16 protein-coding genes are annotated in these 18,445 nt (G+C 52.1%); 8 read left to right on the top strand and 8 right to left on the bottom strand.

Annotated elements, in window-relative coordinates:
- Positions 1 to 2: 2 nt before the first annotated feature.
- Positions 3 to 2,135 (bottom strand): TonB-dependent receptor, encoded by a 2,133-nt coding sequence (locus tag OGV80_RS10865; RefSeq protein ID WP_043016526.1) that lies wholly within the window; start codon positions 2,133 to 2,135, stop codon positions 3 to 5.
- Positions 2,136 to 2,349: 214 nt separating this feature from the next.
- Complete coding sequence (gene puuE / locus OGV80_RS10870; protein ID WP_043016527.1) at positions 2,350 to 3,612, bottom strand: 4-aminobutyrate transaminase; 1,263 nt, start codon at positions 3,610 to 3,612, stop codon at positions 2,350 to 2,352.
- Between the two features lie 105 nt (positions 3,613 to 3,717).
- Here puuE and pdxR point away from each other — a divergent pair, with 105 nt between their 5' ends.
- The gene (pdxR, locus tag OGV80_RS10875) at positions 3,718 to 5,193 is read left to right on the top strand and encodes a MocR-like pyridoxine biosynthesis transcription factor PdxR (RefSeq protein ID WP_221922453.1); all 1,476 of its coding nucleotides are present in this window, start codon (positions 3,718 to 3,720) and stop codon (positions 5,191 to 5,193) included.
- Positions 5,194 to 5,236: 43 nt separating this feature from the next.
- Here pdxR and OGV80_RS10880 read toward each other — a convergent pair whose 3' ends face one another.
- The 4 genes from OGV80_RS10880 to OGV80_RS10895 all read right to left on the bottom strand — a co-directional run bounded on the left by OGV80_RS10880 (position 5,237) and on the right by OGV80_RS10895 (position 10,342).
- The gene (locus OGV80_RS10880; RefSeq protein WP_043016529.1) at positions 5,237 to 6,445 is read right to left on the bottom strand and encodes a cytochrome c; all 1,209 of its coding nucleotides are present in this window, start codon (positions 6,443 to 6,445) and stop codon (positions 5,237 to 5,239) included.
- Positions 6,446 to 6,448: 3 nt separating this feature from the next.
- Positions 6,449 to 8,341 carry an NAD(P)-binding protein gene (locus OGV80_RS10885; RefSeq protein WP_043016530.1) on the bottom strand — a complete coding sequence of 631 codons (1,893 nt, stop codon included), beginning with the start codon at positions 8,339 to 8,341 and terminating at the stop codon, positions 6,449 to 6,451.
- 88 nt (positions 8,342 to 8,429) lie between these two features.
- A complete protein-coding gene (locus tag OGV80_RS10890) occupies positions 8,430 to 8,903 on the bottom strand; it encodes an ester cyclase (protein ID WP_286514875.1) in 474 nt (157 codons plus the stop codon).
- Positions 8,904 to 8,914: 11 nt separating this feature from the next.
- Entirely contained in the window at positions 8,915 to 10,342 is a 1,428-nt protein-coding gene (locus OGV80_RS10895; RefSeq protein WP_087050625.1) for a gamma-aminobutyraldehyde dehydrogenase, read from the bottom strand.
- Positions 10,343 to 10,657: 315 nt separating this feature from the next.
- Between OGV80_RS10895 and OGV80_RS10900 the strand changes: the two genes are divergently transcribed.
- Both OGV80_RS10900 and OGV80_RS10905 read left to right on the top strand, forming a co-directional pair.
- Positions 10,658 to 11,383 carry a FadR/GntR family transcriptional regulator gene (locus OGV80_RS10900; RefSeq protein WP_043016533.1) on the top strand — a complete coding sequence of 242 codons (726 nt, stop codon included), beginning with the start codon at positions 10,658 to 10,660 and terminating at the stop codon, positions 11,381 to 11,383.
- A gap of 24 nt (positions 11,384 to 11,407) precedes the next feature.
- Positions 11,408 to 12,106 carry a cache domain-containing protein gene (locus OGV80_RS10905; protein WP_043016534.1) on the top strand — a complete coding sequence of 233 codons (699 nt, stop codon included), beginning with the start codon at positions 11,408 to 11,410 and terminating at the stop codon, positions 12,104 to 12,106.
- Between the two features lie 21 nt (positions 12,107 to 12,127).
- Here OGV80_RS10905 and OGV80_RS10910 read toward each other — a convergent pair whose 3' ends face one another.
- Positions 12,128 to 13,609 (bottom strand): APC family permease, encoded by a 1,482-nt coding sequence (locus OGV80_RS10910; protein WP_043016535.1) that lies wholly within the window; start codon positions 13,607 to 13,609, stop codon positions 12,128 to 12,130.
- A gap of 332 nt (positions 13,610 to 13,941) precedes the next feature.
- Here OGV80_RS10910 and OGV80_RS10915 point away from each other — a divergent pair, with 332 nt between their 5' ends.
- Positions 13,942 to 14,082, top strand: a complete 141-nt coding sequence (locus OGV80_RS10915; RefSeq protein ID WP_003832695.1) for a hypothetical protein — start codon at positions 13,942 to 13,944, stop codon at positions 14,080 to 14,082.
- Between the two features lie 37 nt (positions 14,083 to 14,119).
- On the opposite strand, the gene OGV80_RS10920 is transcribed toward OGV80_RS10915, so the two are convergent.
- A complete protein-coding gene (locus OGV80_RS10920; protein WP_286514878.1) occupies positions 14,120 to 15,028 on the bottom strand; it encodes a LysR family transcriptional regulator in 909 nt (302 codons plus the stop codon).
- A gap of 305 nt (positions 15,029 to 15,333) precedes the next feature.
- Here OGV80_RS10920 and OGV80_RS10925 point away from each other — a divergent pair, with 305 nt between their 5' ends.
- Genes OGV80_RS10925 through OGV80_RS10940 form a run of 4 tightly spaced genes read left to right on the top strand, consistent with a single transcriptional unit; the run spans position 15,334 to position 18,439 of the window.
- A complete protein-coding gene (locus OGV80_RS10925; protein ID WP_043016537.1) occupies positions 15,334 to 16,167 on the top strand; it encodes an ABC transporter substrate-binding protein in 834 nt (277 codons plus the stop codon).
- A gap of 1 nt (position 16,168) precedes the next feature.
- Positions 16,169 to 16,987, top strand: coding sequence for an amino acid ABC transporter ATP-binding protein (locus OGV80_RS10930; RefSeq protein ID WP_286514880.1), 819 nt, complete (start codon positions 16,169 to 16,171; stop codon positions 16,985 to 16,987).
- Positions 16,987 to 17,772 (top strand): amino acid ABC transporter permease, encoded by a 786-nt coding sequence (locus OGV80_RS10935; RefSeq protein ID WP_286514881.1) that lies wholly within the window; start codon positions 16,987 to 16,989, stop codon positions 17,770 to 17,772. The genes OGV80_RS10930 and OGV80_RS10935 overlap by 1 nt, the downstream gene beginning before the upstream one ends.
- On the top strand, positions 17,762 to 18,439 hold the full coding sequence (locus tag OGV80_RS10940; protein WP_043016540.1) for an amino acid ABC transporter permease: 678 nt from the start codon (positions 17,762 to 17,764) through the stop codon (positions 18,437 to 18,439). The genes OGV80_RS10935 and OGV80_RS10940 overlap by 11 nt, the downstream gene beginning before the upstream one ends.
- Positions 18,440 to 18,445 lie beyond the last annotated feature (6 nt).

Consider the following 18,445-nt stretch of genomic DNA (forward strand, 5'->3'; position numbering starts at 1 on the left):
CTCTAAAAATCAACCTGAACAGAAATCTGAGCCTGACGCGGTGCGCCAAGTTGCGCGCTGGCAGCCCCTGCCCCCGTGTAACCGGTCAATGCGCCGGGAACAATATTGGTCCAGTAGTGACGATCGGTGAGGTTGGTGATATCAAACCGGAAGGTGGTTGGCGTGTTCCATAGCCTGGTGGCATAACGCGTGCCGATATCCACCGTGGTGTAACTCCCGACCCAGCTGTCATTGGCGTTATCAGTAGCCCGACGCCCGACATAATGCACATTCGTGTCGACATCCAGTCCTGGAACCCGTTCAATGGTGTAGATCGCGAGGATATTCGAGGCGAAGCGTGGTAAACCAACAACTTGCTTACCATCCGCATTGCTGGCCGCGGTATTATGTAGCACCGGATCAAGCCAGGCTCCGCCGCCTAACACGCGCAAATTTCGGGTAATATGCCCATCAGCCATCAGTTCCAGTCCTCGGTTTTTCTGCGTTCCGTCCTGGGCAAAATCACCGTTGTCGTTGGTATAGGCAAAGGGGCGTTTAGCTTCAAACAGCGCAGCGGTAAGCAGCAGATCCTTTACTGGCGCATATTTTGCGCCCACTTCAACCTGGCGACTACGGTAGGGATCTAATACCTGCCCGGCATTGCGCGCCCCAGCGGGTGCGGTATCGCCCTGCTGCAAGCTGTCCGCCCAGGTGGTATACAGCGTGACGCTCTCCACCGGTTTATACATCAGGCTGGTAGAACCGCTCATGCCATTGTCTTTCTGCCGGCTACTTTCATGCCCAGTTTTGTTGTAGTTACTGACGGTAAACAGGTTCTCACTACCGGAAAGCAGCAAGCTCCACTGCGGGGAAAAATGCAGCGTATCGCTTAGCAAAAACGCATGCTGAGTGGTCGTTGCTGAATGATAGCGATCGTTAAAGTCCGGATATGGTGGTCGTGGGTAGTCGGGATGTTGATCAAGAGAAGAATGCCCAAGGGTGAAGGTTCCCCCGTTTCTGGGATTATAGTTTTTCCATACAAATCCACGCATTCCGGTAGAAATGTCCTGCGTCAGCCAGCCGGTATCAATGCTACCGGTCAGGTTCGCTAAATAACTGTTGATGGTAAAGCGACTGGCCGCCGAATTGGCGGTTGTGGTGGTGTAATCTCCCCGATTATTCGTCAGAGTGTTGGTCACTGCCGTCGATTCTCGATCTGCGACCTGGTGTAGCGCCCCCAGATCCAGCATCCAGTTACCGTCAAAATCATGCTTAATATGCATATCGGCGGTGGTCGTTTCGTCATCATGACCCGCATAAGACTGACCATATTTACTGTTCGTAGGATTAAATGCCGTGGGGAAGTGAACGCCCTTCGCCAGGGCAAAACTCCCTGGCATGCCTTTTTCATAGTAATGGTAATAGCTGAAATTACTCTCCAGCACCGTTTGATCTGTCAGTTGAAAATCCAGCCCTAATCCTGCGTACTGTCGACGGACATGGCTATCGGTGGTGTAACTACGGCCCTCATCATTTAGCAAGTTAAAGCGATATTTCACCCGGTCTCCCTCATCGATTGGGCCGCTGAAATCCATCGACGTCAGCGTTCCCGACCCTGTACCTTGCCCTACGGTTACGCGATGTAACGGCGTATCGACAGGTCGTTTAGACACCAGATTAAACATCCCCGCCGGATTGGCTGGGCCGTACAATGATCCGGCTATTCCATTCAACACGTCTATGCTCTGGAACTGTTCAGTCGAATATTCCGTCGTGGAGACGGCGTTCAGGCCATCAATCATATGGTTCTGTACCACACTCCCCTGCATGCCGCGGGTTTGCGGGCGGACGCCGTCCCCCTGAACGGAAGGTAGGTAACGATAGGCATCTTTCACGTCTTTGATCTGTTGCTGATCCAGCACTCTTTTCGACAAGGTCTGTACCGACCAGGGAACATCAATCAGCTCACGCTCGCCAAGGCTACCTAACATTGCTTTTTTTTCACTCGCCGGCGGTTCATGTTTCGAAAACGAGGATTGTGACGAGGCGGGCGCCGAAACGATGACGGTATCTTCAGCATGCGCGGTTACGGCGGTGGAAAGACAGGCAAAGGTCAACAACCCAGAGGCTACTGGGGTAATTTTGTTATTTAACATTCGTTAATTCAGTTTGTTAGGTAGAAAGACTGGAGGCCACTAACGCAAGCGCCTTCTCTTGAAGAGTACAGTTGTTATATTTGTATGATAAATAGGATAGACTCAATCGATATGTATGTAAATATATAACGACGTGTAATTGGTCAATTTATAGCAACAAAAAAGCCGACGGTGATGACGACCGTCGGCTATGAGTATCCTTTTGACTTATGGATTATTTGGTTGCCGCTTTGATGATATCAAGCGCTTTGGCGAACTGATCCTGCGGAATGGTCAGCGGGTAAAGGAAACGAATAACGTTGCCATATTGACCACAGGTCAGCAGTAGCAATCCTTGCTCAAGGGCTTTCTTCTGCACGCGCTGTGCGGCGGCGGCGTTGGGTTCTCCCGTCGTTGCATCACAGAATTCAGCGGCAATCATAGAGCCTAAGCCACGCACTTCGGCCAGTTCAGGACACCCTGTTTGCGCCTCGGTCAGAGTGGCGCGCAGTTGTTCACCGAGGGCCGCCGCACGCTGGCACAACTGTTCATCACGAATGATATCCAGCACCGCATGAGCCGCCGCAATCGACAGCGGGTTCCCGGCGTAAGTTCCGCCCAGACCACCCGGCGCTGGCGCGTCCATGATTTCGGCTTTGCCCACGACGCCTGACAGCGGCATGCCGCCCGCAAGGCTTTTTGCCATGGTCATCAGATCCGCTTTATCAGCGTAATGATCCATCGCAAACAGCTGGCCCGTACGGGCAAACCCGCTTTGCACCTCATCAGCGATCATCACAATGCCATGCTCGTCGCAAATACGGCGGATGGCGGTCACAAATTCCGGCGGCGCTACTACGAAGCCTCCTTCGCCCTGGACGGGTTCGAAGATAATCGCCGCAACCTGGGTTGGATCGATATCGGCTTTAAACAGGCGCTCGATCGCTTTTATGGAGTCTGCCGTAGAAATACCCTGCAATTCAGAGGGATACGGCGCATGGTAAATGGAGCCAGGGAACGGGCCGAAACCTTTTTTATAGGGCGCTACTTTGCCGGTTAGCGCCATCGTCATGTAAGTACGCCCATGAAAACCGCCGCCAAACGCGATAACGCCAGGACGGCCGGTATGCGCGCGGGCAATTTTCACTGCGTTTTCTACCGCTTCAGCCCCGGTGGTGAAGAACGTGGTTTTCCGCTTACCGTCGATTGGCGCAACGGCGTTGATTTTCTCAGCCAAAGACACATAGCTTTCATACGGGACAATCTGATAAGCCGTATGGGTAAAAGCCTGAAGCTGTGCTTCGACTGCCTGCACCAGGCGAGGATGACGGTGTCCGGTGTTCAGCACGGCAATCCCGGCGGCAAAATCAATGTACTGATTGCCTTCGATATCGGTAATCGTGCTGTTTTCTGCCGACTGGGCATAAAAATCACACATTACACCCACGCCACGCGGGGTGGCATCCAGACGACGTTGTTGCAGGTTTTTATTGTTCATTCTTACACCTTGTCCATTAATACATTTAGGTTGAATTACCCTTTAAATTTAGACGCCGTCTGGTACTTTAATCGAGAGCCAAATCGTTTTATTTTAAGGATCCAAATGCGTTCACTTGCCGGAGATGTGATCAAGCAGGCATTTAGCCAGCAGCCAGATGAAAAACTGCATCGTCGTCTGTATGCCGCCATTTGTAGTTGCATCCTCGAAGGTAGCCTGAAACCGGCTACCCGAATGCCTCCGTCGCGTGACCTGGCAGGAGAGCTGACGCTATCGCGCAATACCGTCCTGCGGGTTTACGAGCAGTTGCAGGCCGAAGGTTATATTTCTGCGCGTACCAGCAGCGGCACATTTGTCACTGACAGCGTGCTGGACAATCTCAACCTGCGTCCCAATAAAGAACCTGTTGCTGCCACTCCGGAGGATCACACCCGCTTATCTAACCGCTGCCTTGAGCTGTTGGGTCATGCCAGCGCCAGTCCCCGTCAGTGGGGGGCATTTATTCCAGGCGTACCTGATGTAGAGCATTTCCCTCACCGGGTACTCAAAAAAATTCAGGACAGGCTGGCGAGACGCCTGCGTCCGGAGTTTCTTACTTACGATGCCGCAGGCGGCGTGAATGAGCTAAAAGAAGCGCTGGCAGACTATCTGCGAACCGCGCGTGGCGTGCGGTGTTCGCCGGAGCAAATTCTGATTACTGAAGGTATTCACCAGGCGCTGGATCTGGTGACCCGAACATTATGCAACCCCGGTGATAATGCCTGGATTGAGGAGCCGGGCTACTGGGGAATCAAAAATATTCTGCGCATCAATGCGGTAAATTTTTCGGCTATCCCGGTTGATGAACAAGGCATGGTCCCTCCGGAAGCTGGAGAGCCTGCGCCAAAACTTATTTTTGTGACACCGTCACATCAATATCCTCTCGGTTCGGTGATGAGCCTCAGTCGCCGTCAGCAACTTCTGTTTCGCGCACGCGAAACGCGAAGCTGGATAGTGGAAGATGACTATGACAGCGAGTTCCGCTTTTCAGGTCAGCCGATCCCCTCTTTGCAGGGACTGGAAGAAGAGACGCCGGTCATCTATATCGGGACATTCAGTAAGACACTCTATCCTGCGCTACGTCTCGGGTATGTGGTGCTGCCCAAACCGCTAGCCGCACCGCTGAAGAAAGTTCATAACGACCTCTATCGCGGCGGACATTTGCTGATTCAGGCCGCGCTGGCAGAGTTTATCCGTGAGGGTTACTACGCGGCGCACATACGTAAAATGCGCCAGCTGTACAGTCGTCGTCGTCAGACACTGGTGGAGCTTATCAGCCGCCAGCTTGGTGAGCATTATCTTGGCTCTTTCAGCAGCAACGCCGGGCTACACATGATTCTACAGTTGCCCGCCGGGAGCGATGACGTTGTTATTGCCCAACAGGCGAACACACAAGGGCTGCTGGTGCGCCCGCTGTCTCGCTACTACGTGAATGAAGAGAAGCGCAGCGGACTGCTGCTGGGATTTGCCAGTATCGAAGAGCATGAAATGGCGGCGGCGTTTACACGACTGGTGGGTATTATCAGAGTAAACGCCGTATAAGCACTGCCGGATAGCGGCGTAAGCGCCTTATCCGGCATGCTGTTTAATGTGACGCTTTTTTAACGCCAGCCAGGTCTTCCTGGCTTACTTCGCCATTCCCTTCTCCCCAACTCTTACGCACGTAGTTAATCACGTCGCGCATTTCGGTGTCGTTTAACAGGCCACCGTACGCAGGCATCTTAAAGGAGACGTTGCCACGCGTAGTCGGTGTTTCTGCGCCGTGGGCAATCACTCTGAACAGTGGCGTCGGGTCATCAACCATGACCAACGGGTTATTGATCAAAGAAGGCGCGTTATCATCCGTACCTTTCCCTTCCAGTCCGTGACAGGTGGAGCAGTAGCGGTTATAGGTCACTTTGCCCGCCTCGGGTGAATTCGACCAGGATGCAGTAGTCGATGCGGTACGCCCCGCTTCAGGCTTCGCGCTTTTCAGGCTCAGCAGATATTGCGCGATCGCCGTGGCATCTTCATCAGTCAGATACTGCGTACTCTGCGTAACGACTTCAGCCATCGAACCAGAAACCGCGGCATGTTTGCTTTTACCGGTCAGCAGCAGCGATTTTAACGCCTGCTCTGACATTCCGCTGCCCCGCAGCGAAGGCGCATACCAGCCGTCGATCATCGCGCCGCTCAGGTACTCGGCATCAGCATTGGTATACGCTTTTTCGTTCATCGCCATGCCTCTCGGTGTATGACATGAACCGCAGTGCCCAGGACCTTCCACCAGATAAGCGCCCCGTTTTACCAGGGCAGCGTTGTCATCTGGTTTCGCATTCACTGCTGTCGTTGTTGGCGCGTCGGTAAACAACCAGTTCCAGATATGCAGTGGCCAGCGAGCGGAGAGTAGCCACGGAATAGCATTCTCTTTATTGGGTTGCGCAGACGGCGTGACATCATGCATAAAATAGCGATACAACGCCTGAACATCCGCGTCAGAAAGTTTTGCATAAGAGGGATAAGGCATAGCCGGATAGAGCGGATGACCGTCTTTGGCAATTCCCTGACGTACCGCCTTTTCAAAATCCTCGTATGAGTAATTACCAATACCCTGCGTCTTGTCTGGGGTAATGTTGGTCGAATAAATATCCCCTACCGGGGTAGGAAACTTTTTGCCACCCGCCATCGCAGCACCACCTTCAGTGGTATGGCAGGCCACACAGTCTGAGATTCGCGCGATATATTCGCCATTAGACTCCGCAGCGCTAACAGAGGCGGTAAATAAACAGGCGGCAAGAACGGTTACATTACGCATAGATCACCCCATATCCTTGAGTTCATTAACCGCACGCCATGCCTGGTCGATCGCCGTATGGGCATAAGCACTCCAGTCAGAATCGGAGTTAGCGATGGCGATGCGACCGACTGGCTGACGCGCCCGCTCGATAATTTCTGGCATTTTATCCATATCATCGAATAACGAGTTGGCGTAATACGCATAGCCATGCGCCCAGCGGTTAACGGTAATGGCGGCGATATCGCGTTGATTATCAAAGCCCGTTGAGCCAAACATTTCCTGCAGCTGGGAGCGAATCATCTCCTCATGCGCCGCAAATGTGGTCCCCAGTAAATAGGCTCGTCCCAGACGGAACTGCTCTCTGGCCGACAGGTTACTGCCCGGATAGGTAGGTACATAGACCATGTGAATGACCATTGGATCGTCCGGTGAGGCCGGATGTTGGTACCCGCCGATGCTGACCGGATAGTCGAGCTTAACCCTGCTATAGGGAGCAGCCGGAGAGTAAAATTCATGTACGCCAAGCTGTTTGAACGCCTGCCAGTTTTTGACCACCACGTTGGTGTACACCAGCGGTGCTTTCACGTTCAGTTTGAGATCCGCCTGCTGCTGTTCCGGCATCTCGGGCACCAGATACGGGATCATCATGTTATAGCCTGCCATGATGGTGTTCTTACCGCGCACACGGTGCATTTTGCCGTCACGCAGATAGGTCACCGCCACGCCATCCTGTACGTTGGCCGCATTTATCACCGTGCTGTTCAGGCGCAGACGCGTGGTGTTTTCTGGTAGATCCAGCTTTTCGTAATGCAGTCTGGCGAGAACAGAGTCTTCCATAGTGTTACCCGGTAGCGCATCCGGCAGCATATACCTGACTAACAGTCGGGCCAGACCGGCGTTACCGTCCGGGAAATGGTAAACATACGGCTCTTCGAGGTCGGCCAGCGACTCTCCGTCCAACGGCGGTAACCCCATCCCTTCCATGCCGGGTAAGGCGCACGCCCTGGCATCGCTGCAGGAGATGCCTTCAATGCCGATGGCAAAGAAGTCATTGGAACGCTGCTGAAAATAGAGCAGCGCCATTTTACTCAAACCAACTTTTGTTGCTAAAAATTCACTGTAGCTGTGGGTATCCAGCCATTCCATTTTCTCATCGACCGTCATCCCCGGAAGGTAATCGCCAGGACGTACGTGCAGGTCGATCAGCGCTTTTCTGTCGTTCTCACTTAGCGGGAAATCATTGATAAAGTCTTCAATTTTACGCCCATTGAGCCTGTCCGGCGGGATATCATCAGATACCGCGCGGCCCGGATCGCCGCTGACGATTTTTGTTTCGCCAAAATTCTTTTTGTCGAAGAAAACGCCGCGACTGAGCTGCCAGTCGGGGTAGAAGTTTACGTCAAAACTCTCTTTTAACCGCGTGACGCTGACGCCCACGGTTTCCATCAGTTTTTGTACCTCAGGACTGAAATTATGCGCGGGTGACTGGAATGCTTCGCTGCCGCCATAACCGAGTAGTTTCTTGCCCGAGCTGGTAAATTCATTACGTTTGGCATGCCCGCCAAAATCATCATGGTTATCGAGGATCAGGACCCGGCTATTTTGTCCGGCAAGTTGTCGCCAGAAACATCCGGCAGCCAGCCCGCTAATCCCGCCCCCCACTATCACCAGATCGTACTCTTCCTCAACGGGCAGAGCGTTTAGATCAAAATGCTTATGCTCGCGGCCTAGCGCATGCGCCATTTCAAACGATCCAGGATGATTACCCCGCAGCCCCGTCAGCGCGGGCGGATAATAGTGTCCATCTATAAATGCGTTTCCCTTTCCTGCCGCCCTGACCCATTCCAGCGGAGTAAGCCCCGCCGCAATAGTCACCGCGACGCCGTTGAGAAAATCACGTCTGGTAATTGCCATTAACTTTTTTCCTTATTGCTACACACTGCCCTTAATACGACACAAATAAGAGATATACCCCTTCAAATTATTAAAGGGGTACAGCCGACTACTTCACTGGCTTTAACTCTTCGTCCAGTTTTTTAGAATCATAATAGTCACCCTGCCAGGTGATTTTTCCTGCTTTAACATGAATATAGCTGACGCCTTCAAATTTGATCGGATTATTTGTCGGCGGACTCCCTGCCCATTCACCACTATTTTTTCCTGAAAATTCCCAACGGAATGCCACGGTATCTTCGTCGTAGACGGGTTTACCCACCATTTTCCAGCTCAGGTCTGGCACCGCCTTAATAAAAGCGCCGATGACCTCTTTTTCCGCTTTTTCTCTGCCGTTTATTGGTTCGCCCGCAGCGGCATCATAATAGACCGCATCATCAGCAAGATATTGAGCGGCTCGCGAAGCATCGTGCGCATTCCACGCCGCCATATACTCTTTCACGGTATTCAGCGAGGTGCTTTCTGCCAGGCTAAAGCCCGAGAACATCACTAATGAAAGCACCGCTATTTTTAATGTTTTCATCGTCATTCTCTCTATTCAGAAATGTCACACATGATATGTTTCACCCGAGTGTATTCTTCGAGCGAATAGGATGAGAGATCTTTGCCATAACCCGATTTTTTGAACCCGCCGTGCGGCATTTCGGCGCACAGAGGAATGTGATTGTTAATCCACACCGTGCCAAAATCGAGGTCAATGCTGAAGCGCTGCGCGCGACCATGGTTACTGGTCCAGACGCTGGCGGCAAGACCATACTCCACATCATTCGCTTTGTGTAGTACTTCTTCGTCAGTAGAAAACGATTGAATAGTCATTACCGGACCAAATACTTCATGCTGAATAGCTTCATCATTTTGATGCAATCCGGAGACGATCGTCGGTTCAAAATAGAAGCCAGGCCCAGATCCTGCGCGCCCACCGGTTTCAATTTTTGCATGTGCTGGTAAACGTTCAATAAAGCCTTTCACCTGCTCCAACTGATTTTTGCTATTTAATGCGCCATACAGCGCCTCCTGGTCCTCTGGCGGTCCAAATTTAATACTCTTCGTTTTCTGGATCAGCTTTTCCAGAAACTCAGCGTAAATGGACTGTTCGACCAGGATACGCGTAGCCGCCGTGCAGTCCTGCCCGGCATTGAAAAAGCCTGCCGTGGCGATTGTCGCAATCGCCTTGTCCATATCCGCATCGGCAAAAACCACCGCGGGCGCTTTCCCGCCCAATTCCAGATGCGCCCTGGTCAGGTTTGCCGCAGCCGAAGCCGCAACCTGCAGACCCGCACGGACCGAACCGGTAATCGAAACCAGCGAAGCTTTCGGGTTTGAAACCACCAGCGAACCGGTGCTGGCTTTGCCCAACACGACGTTAAATGCTCCTCTCGGGAACAACGGGGCAGCCAGTTCGGCCAACAGCAGCGTGCTGATCGGTGTGGTGTCGCTTGGCTTTAATACAACCGTGTTGCCTGCCGCCAGCGCTGGCGCAATCTTCCATACCGCCATCATGAACGGGTAGTTCCATGGCGTAACCTGGCCAACAATACCCAGCGGTTCGCGGCGGATAGTTGAGGTAAACCCGGCGGAATATTCTCCTGCCGCCTTCCCTTCAAGACAGCGCGCCGCGCCGGCAAAAAAGCGGATGGCATCGCAGGATGCCGCGATCTCTTCTTTCTCAATAAAATGGCGAAGCTGACCGGTTTCCTGGCTCTGCGCGTTTACTAACCGCTCAACATTGCGTTCAATCTCATCCGCCAGGCGCAATAATGCCTTTTGCCGTTGTGCCGGCGTCGATTTTCTCCAGATGCTATACGCCGCCTCCGCCGCCGAATATGCCTGCTCCACCTCTGCCGCGCTGGCGTTAGGAGATAATGCGTACGTTTCGCCGTCAACCGGACTCACCAGCTCGAAGGTGTCTTCGCTGCTGCCTGCTACATATTGCCCATTAATAAAATGCTTCAGGGTTTTCATACCTGTCTCCTGCCAGTTAATACATAAAGAATCTTATGTAATATATATATTGTAAAACATTTTCAAATGCGCAACATTGACACTATGATAAGCCTCGCATTTTTAACTTAATTTTCACATTTACAGGGTAAGGTTTTTCATCGTGAGTCAACGCGTTATGCCCGGCTCATCATGAGGTTATCGGGACACACATTCGCCTGTGCAGTTAAGTTGCGCCCAGGCATGTAAAATGACTCGGCCATTCTTACCTTCCTTGCCCGACGGGCATGTGTTAAAAATGGTCGTTGTTTCAGGGAATTGAGTACAGAAAAGATTATGATTACTCACGCGGTCATATTTGCGCCTATCGGGCAGGTCAGTCGTTCAGACCAGATAGTGCAGCGCCTTTCAAACGCCATTATCACGGGATTGCTGGAGCCAAAAGAACAGCTCCCCAACGAAACTGATTTGGCAAAGATGATGGGTGTCTCACATATCACCATCAGAGAAGCGCTAAACACGCTTCGGGCTAATAATCTTATCCATACGGTTCGTGGGCGTAATGGCGGGAGCTTCGTATGCGAAAACATCGATGGCAAAAACAGCGCTCTGCATCCGTTCAAAGCAATCAGCACGGATTACCTTTCTGATCTGGGTGAAATGCATTGCGCCATTATCAGCCATAGCGCAAGGCTGGCCTCCAGACGGATGACAAGCGCGGATATCGCCAAATTTCGCGAGTTTGTTGAAGTACTCAGTAAAGCAAACTCACCTGAACTGATGACCCAGGCCGATATGCGTTGCCTGCTGGCGATAGCCGCCAGTTCGCATTCGGCGCGGCTGGCCAACCAGGAGCTGCAGGTGCAGGCTGAATGGGCATCGCTGGTGGCGATACTTTATCGTGCAGACAACATTCATGCCGAAATTATCGCGCTTTATTCGGCGTTGGCCGATGCGCTGGCGGCGCACAACGAGGCGGAATCTGTGCAGCTTGCCACACGGATCATCGACACGTTTACCTATTACCTTATTGAAAAAAAGCTGAAATATAACGCGAACTGACAATCAGTGAAGGCAGGACAGATAATGAGCTCTTCGACATCCTTAAGCGCATTAATTCGTAAAATTGATGATATTACCGCCTCTACCGTAGATTCTACCGTTGCGCTGGCGAGGAGCATCCATGAGGCGATTTCCGGGGTGCAAAAGCCCTCGGCAGAGGTTGTCCTCGATCCCTCGGTGAGATCGACCGTTCAGCAACACATCAAGCGCACGCTCAACGACAATCATTACTGTTCAGGAGCCGGGTTTGCCAGCCATATTGAGAGTACCGCAACAACAAAAGAGTATTGGCTGCTGGAATGGTGGTATAAAAAGGATAATGGTTTGAGTCAGGCGCATCTCGATTTGGATCAGGCCACACAACAACGACTGGATTTCAGAACCTTCGAGTGGTTTAAACACTCACCTCCGGCAGGAAAAGCCTATATCCACGGTCCCTACGTCGACTATATCTGCAATATCTCCTATACCCTGACCTCGGCAGTACCGGTCTACTACAACGATCAGTTTCTTGGTGTCGCTGCCGTCGACCTGCTGGTTAGTCAGATAGAAGCCGAACTGCTCTCCTGCGCTCACCCTGATTATGTGATTCTGACCAATCTGGAAAACAGGATAATCTTCTCCAGTTGGCCGCGCTTTCGCGTGGGTGAATTGCTCGCTCCAGCAAACAGTAGTGTGGTTTATCAGAGCGACTACTTTATCCTTTATCACTATCAAAACTAAGGGCCCGAAGGCCCTTAGTTTCTAGTTATCCTGGCCTATATTCAGCTTGTTAGCGTAAGCAATAGCATCATTTTCCGGTGCCGCAGAACGACCAAACGGTCGGGTCAGGAACATATAGATAAGCCCCGAGCCAACAACAATCGCCAGGCCGAACAATACCGTCCAACGATCGATGAAGTCGCTGCTGTCTGCCGGTTGCGCCAACAACCAAATCCCACATAATCCATAGGCCAGCGCCAGCACGTTCACAATTGTGCCCCAACCGCCAATAGTCCACTCCCCGGCCGGTTTCCAGCCTTTCAGGCGCTGGCGCAGTGCGGCAAGCACAACCATCTGGAACGAAATGTAAATCCCGATGACGGCAAACGCGGTAATACGCGACAGATTATCTGGCTGAAAATAGACCCAAACACAGATGATGACCGGCAGCAAACAGCTGACGACCATGGCATTATCCGGAACGCCATTTTTAGATATCTTTGACATCCATTCACTACCCGGCAGCATTCTGTCGCGGGAGAAGGAAAAGATAAGGCGGCTTAAGGCAGCCTGCAGAGACAGAATGCAAGACAGCATCGCCACAATCGCGACGATGATAAAGACGGTTGCGCCGGTTTCGCCAAGTGCTTCGTTCAGGATAGCCGGGATCGGATCGGACGTTTTGCCATTCACGATACTGACCAGATTCGGTGAAGCCAGCAAATAACCCATTACGGAAATAATCGCAGAAATCGCACCAAATACGATGCTTAAAATCATCGCGACCGGGATCTTTTTACTCGGATTCTGCACCTCTTCCGCAACGTTACCGCAGGCCTCAAAGCCAAAGAACATAAACAGCCCCATCAGTGCGGCGGACATAAATGCGGTGGAATAGCTGCCGTCATGAGCCAGCACGCCCATCGAATCGAAGATGACAGAGAACGGCTGCGAACGGTGGAAAATCAGCAGATAAATCCCCAGCGCAATCACGCTGACGATTTCACACCAGAAGCCAATTTTCGCAACACGGGCCAGATTCTTAGTCCCGGACATATTAACCGCCATCATCAACAGCAGCAGCAGGACGGAAGTCACCAACATGGTGGCTGGCGTCTGACCATAGTGGAAGAGCGATTCAACAAACGTAGACGTATATTCCGCGATTGACGTAATGGTGACCACCAGCGCCCACAGGTAAATCCAGGCGGCGATCCACGCATACTTCTTGCCCCACAACCTTCTGGCCCAGGGATAAAGCCCGCCGGTTATTGGATACTGGGAAGCGACCTCACCAAACACTAACGCCACTAAAAGTTGTCCACATGCGACGATTAAAATCCACCAAACTGCAGGCGGCCCCGCCAGCGTTACGGCCAACGCAAACAGTGAATAGACAGCGGTAAGCGGCGACAGGTAGGTAAAACCCAGCGCAAAGTTTGAAATAAGACCGATCGAGCGATTGAACTGTTCTTTGCCATCTTTCTGAAAATTATCGTTTTTCTTATCAGTAGTCTGTTCCATATAGCTTTCTCTTTTGTGGAATAGTCGCAGGGTTGAACAATTAATGTATAAAAGATATTAAGTTATATGTATAGTGATTTTGTCGCGCGTTTGTTAAAAATGATCGCATATCACGTTAATGAAAAAATGAAGGTAAAACGGTAGAGAGAGCGAGGATTTTGCGGTATTTACGACCAACGATTCTTTAGCAATTGCGAACCGTGGGCCACTTTGGCGGATAAATACGCACAGCGGATTGCGTTCGATGCTAAGTAGCAAGAATCGCTGCTATTAAGCAACATTTTTGCAATATAATAACGGGATGTTAAACGCTGAACCTGAGCAGGTAAATGATGGAAATTGATCTCGATAATCTGGTCTTTGATGGACTGGAAGAAGCGCAAGAGCGTAATGCTGAACGTCTGGAAGATGCAGACAAGAAAGCGCAGGAAATTATTGCTGATAATGACTGCGGCGACGCCTGCAAAATCTGATTTCTAAACCGGCGCAATGCCGGTTTTTTATCGCCTGCTACCCCTTCCTGCTTGAGCCCGTATATCGCAACGCCTCAATCAGTTGCGCAAAAGCGGCGGTATGCTGTTTGCGACTGGGGTAGTACATATAATAGCCAGGAAACGGTTCGCACCAGTCCTCCAGCACTTTTTCCAGCGCGCCGTCCGCAACGGCCCGTTCTACGGTATCTTCCGGCACAAATGCCAGCCCCATTCCGGTAATCGCCGCGCCGATCCGCGGGGGCAGATTGTTAAAAATAAGCTGTCCCTCCACCCGCACGCGCAAATCTTGACCGTCTTTGGTAAACTCCCAGGCATACAGACCGCCCAACGTCGGCATGCGCATGTTAATACAGTTATGATTTTGCAGGTCGTGCGGAGTATGGGGTTTGCCATGACGGGCAAAATATGTCGGTGAACCCACCACTACCATGCGCCAGTCTGGGCCAATCCTGACGGCGACCATGTCTTTCGCCACCTGCTCGCCAAGCCGAATACCCGCATCATAGCGGCCGGTTACAATATCCGTCAGGCTATTGTCGATGGTCATTTCAACATGCACATCAGGGTAAGTCTGTAAAAAAGGCTCCAGCGCGGGCCAGACGGTAGATTGTAACGCGTGCTCGCCCAACGTCAGACGGATGTTACCGGCCACACGCTGGCGGACATCGGTTAATGCCAGCAGCTCCGATTCAATGTCATCAAAACGCGGGCTGATACTGTTGATGAGCCGTTCTCCGGCTTCGGTCGGCGCAACGCTGCGCGTGGTGCGTGTCAGAAGTCGTACATCCAGACGTTCCTCAAGCCCACGAATCGCATGGCTTAGCGCGGATTGCGAAACCCCAAGCTTTGCCGCTGCCCGGGTAAAACTCCGCTCGCGGGCCACGATAATGAGATAATAGAGATCGTTAAAATTATCACGCAGCATGCATTTCCCCAATCCAGACCTGTTGTGACACATGGTACAGGTCAGGAGGATATTCCAGTAGCGTTTCTGGACATTAGCACACTTCAGTCATATTCACGCGCACCCTCATACAAAAACCAAATGTGAATTACTGCCGGGGTTATGCACTATTTTGCCTTCCGCCATTGCAATATTTTCACCCGTAATTAACACCCTTTTCACTAATAACATTTTGTATATAGATAAGAATTTTTTCTTATTTTGTCCCAACCGTAAGTTATGGGAGCGTAAAAAGCACAAACCAAAAACTACAGGGATTTCATACAATGATGGCAACGAAAAAATACCGCGCTAAAAAAACACTGCTGGCGCTCGGCGTGCTGCTGGCTTCAGGTCTTACCGTCTCGCAGGCACAGGCCGACCAACTGGCTGATATCAAGGCCGCTGGCGTAGTAAAAGTCGCGACATTCGACGCGAATCCGCCGTTTGGCTCCATTGATGCGAAAACGCATAAGATTGTCGGCTACGACGTTGATTTTGCCGAAGCGCTGGCCAAATCCCTTGGCGTAAAACTGGAACTGGTCGCGACCAATCCGGCAAACCGCATTCCGTTATTACAATCCGGTAAAGCCGATTTAATCGTCGCGGATATCACTATCACGCCTGAACGGGCGCAGGTGATTGACTTCTCCGTCCCTTATTTTGTTACCGGTCAGCAGTTCCTTGTGCCAGCAAAATCTCCGGACAAGCTCGAGGAATACAGTAAAGCGCGAATCGGCGCGGTAAAAGGTACCACCGGCGAGCAGGCGCTACATCAGCGCTTTCCGCAGTCGCGTGTGCTGGCCTACGACGATATTCCACTGGCGTTAACCGCGCTACGCAACGGCAATGTCCAGGCGATTACCCAGGACAGTACGATTCTGGCCGGTTTATTAGGCGGCGCGCCGGATAAAGCAGATTTCAAAATTCTTCCGGATCTGCTGAGCAAAGAAGAGATCGGCGTGGGGGTGAAAAAAGGTGAACCTGCGCTGTTAAAAGCCGTCAACGATGAGCTTTTGAAGCTGGAGTCTACCGGGCAGGCGGCCAAAATTTATGATGTCTGGTTTGGTCCTGAAACCAAGAATCCACAACCCCGCGCCTTTAAAATAGAAGCCAGATAATATGCTCTCAGCCCTTTTTCATCGGTCCGCAGCTTCTGCTGCGGATTTTACCCATTTGCGTCAGGCGAGCGTTGAACTGCGCAATGTCACCAAACAGTATGACGCTCACACCGTACTTAACGGCGTCAGCCTCTCAGTTGAACCCGGTGAAGTGGTGACTATTCTGGGCCCTTCTGGCTCCGGAAAGTCCACTCTTATACGTCTTATCAACCAGCTTGAGTCGCTGAGCGGAGGTGAAATCTTCATTGATGACAAACCGATTAGTCAGTTGCGCGGGGCAGCATTACGCCAGTTACGCAGCCGTATTGGTTTCGTATTTCAGCAATTCAATCTCTATGCGCATCTGACAGCGCTTTCGAACATCGCGCTGGCGCTGGAATATGTTCATGGCTGGAACAAGGCGGAAGCGGAGCGTCGGGCATTCGAGTTGCTGGAAAAGGTGGGACTGGCAGAAAAAGCCAACGCCTATGCCGCGCAGTTGTCCGGTGGGCAGCAGCAGCGCGTGGCCATCGCCCGTGCGCTGGCCTCGTCGCCACAAATCATTCTGTTTGATGAGCCAACCTCTGCGCTGGATCCGGAAATGATCGGCGAGGTATTACAAGTGATGAAAAACCTGGCCCACAGCGGCATCACCATGATCGTCGTGACCCATGAAATGCATTTCGCCCGTGAGATTGCCGATCGGGTGGTATTCATTGATGGCGGCGATATTCTTGAAGTAGCCGCACCAGAAGATTTTTTCACCCGACCACAGCACCCGAGAACCCAGCGTTTCCTGAAAAAAGTGCTCGATCCGTTACACCAGGAGTCATCGCTATAATGCTTGCAATGGACTTGCAGGGGGTGCTGAGCGGGCTACCTCTGCAATGGATAATTTCCGGCTTTCTCACCACGCTCTGGGTGACGCTGGCAGGTATCGTGCTCGCCACGCTTATTGCCATCGCGCTGATCGGCCTGCGCCTGACGGGCAATCGCCTCGCCAAAGCGGTAGTCGGCGCGTGGGTCTCGGTGTTTCGCAACACACCGTTACTGGTGCAACTGATGTTCTGGTATTTTGCCGCATGGAACTGGCTGCCCCGCGACATCATTACCTTTATCAATGCTGAGCATCCATGGTCTATTCTGCCGGGGGATGTCTGGTGGTTAACACCAGAATTTATCTGTTCAGCATGGGGGCTGGGCGTATTTACCTCGGCATTTTTGGTCGAGGAGATCGCCTCTGGTTTACAAGCGGTTTCTGCCGGACAACGCGAGGCTGCCGTGGCGCAGGGTTTTTCATCCTGGACGACGTTCCTTCACATTCTGCTGCCTCAGGGGCTGGCAAACGCCTGGCAACCCATTGTTGGGCAGTATCTCAACCTGATGAAGCTCTCCTCGCTCGCCAGCGGTATTGGTTTTGCCGAGCTCACCTACCAGGTACGGCAAATTGAAAGCTACAACGCGCACGCGCTGGAAGCCTTTGCCGTTGGCACGGCGCTTTACCTGTTCACCGGCATCGTTCTGGGTATGCTGCTTACGCGTCTTGGCCCGCAGCCAGCGTCGGGTAAATCGTCAAAGGTAAGAACGCGCATTTTCTGCGTCAGGAGCATACCGCGTGATCGCTAATATTTCGGTCATTACCGACAATCTTGACTATCTCCTGTGGGGACGAATGGCGCAGGGGCAACCCGGCGGCGTTCTGCTCACTTTGCTGATGGCTTTCGGCGCGGCGCTGCTGGCCCTGCCGGGCGGAATAGTTCTTGCCTGCTGCGCCTGGCGGTTTCCTGGCGCGATTCGCAACCTATTGTTCATCTGGGCAGAGTTTATTCGCGGCATTCCGCTCATCTTTGTGATTTTCTGGATGTGGTATTTGCTCCCCATGCTGACCGGAAGCGATCTTCCCGGCGCCGTTACCGTGACGCTGGCGTTGGCATGGTTCACCGCCGCCTCGGTGATGCACTCAGTGTACGCAGGAATCAGCGCACTGCCTGGCGGGCAATATGATGCAGCAGTGGTTCAGGGTTTTCGCCCTTATCAGGCACTGTGGCTTATCTTATTGCCACAGGTGCTGCGTAACGTGCTGCCGTCGCTCACGGGGATCTTTATTGGATTACTGAAGGATACATCGCTGGCATTTATCGTTAACGTGCCGGAACTCACGACGGTTGCCGGTCAGGTTAACAGCCGGGTGCAAATCTACCCGGCAGCTATTTTTATCTTTACCGGACTGGTCTATTACCTGCTGTGCCTGAGCCTGGAGAAAATCACCCAACGCCGCTTCGCGCTAAAATGACACCAC

The sequence above is a fragment of the Citrobacter sp. Ce119 genome, assembly GCF_030334525.1.
Lineage (GTDB): Bacteria > Pseudomonadota > Gammaproteobacteria > Enterobacterales > Enterobacteriaceae > Citrobacter > Citrobacter europaeus.

Excerpts from the sequence above, each read along its gene's own strand:
- OGV80_RS10885 (WP_043016530.1), bottom strand. The coding sequence starts at position 8,341 with ATGGCAATTACCAGACGTGATTTTCTCAACGGCGTCGCGGTGACTATT.
- OGV80_RS10935 (WP_286514881.1), top strand. The coding sequence starts at position 16,987 with ATGCTTGCAATGGACTTGCAGGGGGTGCTGAGCGGGCTACCTCTGCAA.
- OGV80_RS10880 (WP_043016529.1), bottom strand. The coding sequence starts at position 6,445 with ATGCGTAATGTAACCGTTCTTGCCGCCTGTTTATTTACCGCCTCTGTT.
- OGV80_RS10865 (WP_043016526.1), bottom strand. The coding sequence starts at position 2,135 with ATGTTAAATAACAAAATTACCCCAGTAGCCTCTGGGTTGTTGACCTTT.
- OGV80_RS10905 (WP_043016534.1), top strand. The coding sequence starts at position 11,408 with ATGAGCTCTTCGACATCCTTAAGCGCATTAATTCGTAAAATTGATGAT.
- OGV80_RS10900 (WP_043016533.1), top strand. The coding sequence starts at position 10,658 with ATGATTACTCACGCGGTCATATTTGCGCCTATCGGGCAGGTCAGTCGT.
- OGV80_RS10910 (WP_043016535.1), bottom strand. The coding sequence starts at position 13,609 with ATGGAACAGACTACTGATAAGAAAAACGATAATTTTCAGAAAGATGGC.
- OGV80_RS10930 (WP_286514880.1), top strand. The coding sequence starts at position 16,169 with ATGCTCTCAGCCCTTTTTCATCGGTCCGCAGCTTCTGCTGCGGATTTT.
- puuE (WP_043016527.1), bottom strand. The coding sequence starts at position 3,612 with ATGAACAATAAAAACCTGCAACAACGTCGTCTGGATGCCACCCCGCGT.
- OGV80_RS10920 (WP_286514878.1), bottom strand. The coding sequence starts at position 15,028 with ATGCTGCGTGATAATTTTAACGATCTCTATTATCTCATTATCGTGGCC.
- OGV80_RS10925 (WP_043016537.1), top strand. The coding sequence starts at position 15,334 with ATGATGGCAACGAAAAAATACCGCGCTAAAAAAACACTGCTGGCGCTC.
- OGV80_RS10890 (WP_286514875.1), bottom strand. The coding sequence starts at position 8,903 with ATGAAAACATTAAAAATAGCGGTGCTTTCATTAGTGATGTTCTCGGGC.
- pdxR (WP_221922453.1), top strand. The coding sequence starts at position 3,718 with ATGCGTTCACTTGCCGGAGATGTGATCAAGCAGGCATTTAGCCAGCAG.
- OGV80_RS10915 (WP_003832695.1), top strand. The coding sequence starts at position 13,942 with ATGGAAATTGATCTCGATAATCTGGTCTTTGATGGACTGGAAGAAGCG.
- OGV80_RS10895 (WP_087050625.1), bottom strand. The coding sequence starts at position 10,342 with ATGAAAACCCTGAAGCATTTTATTAATGGGCAATATGTAGCAGGCAGC.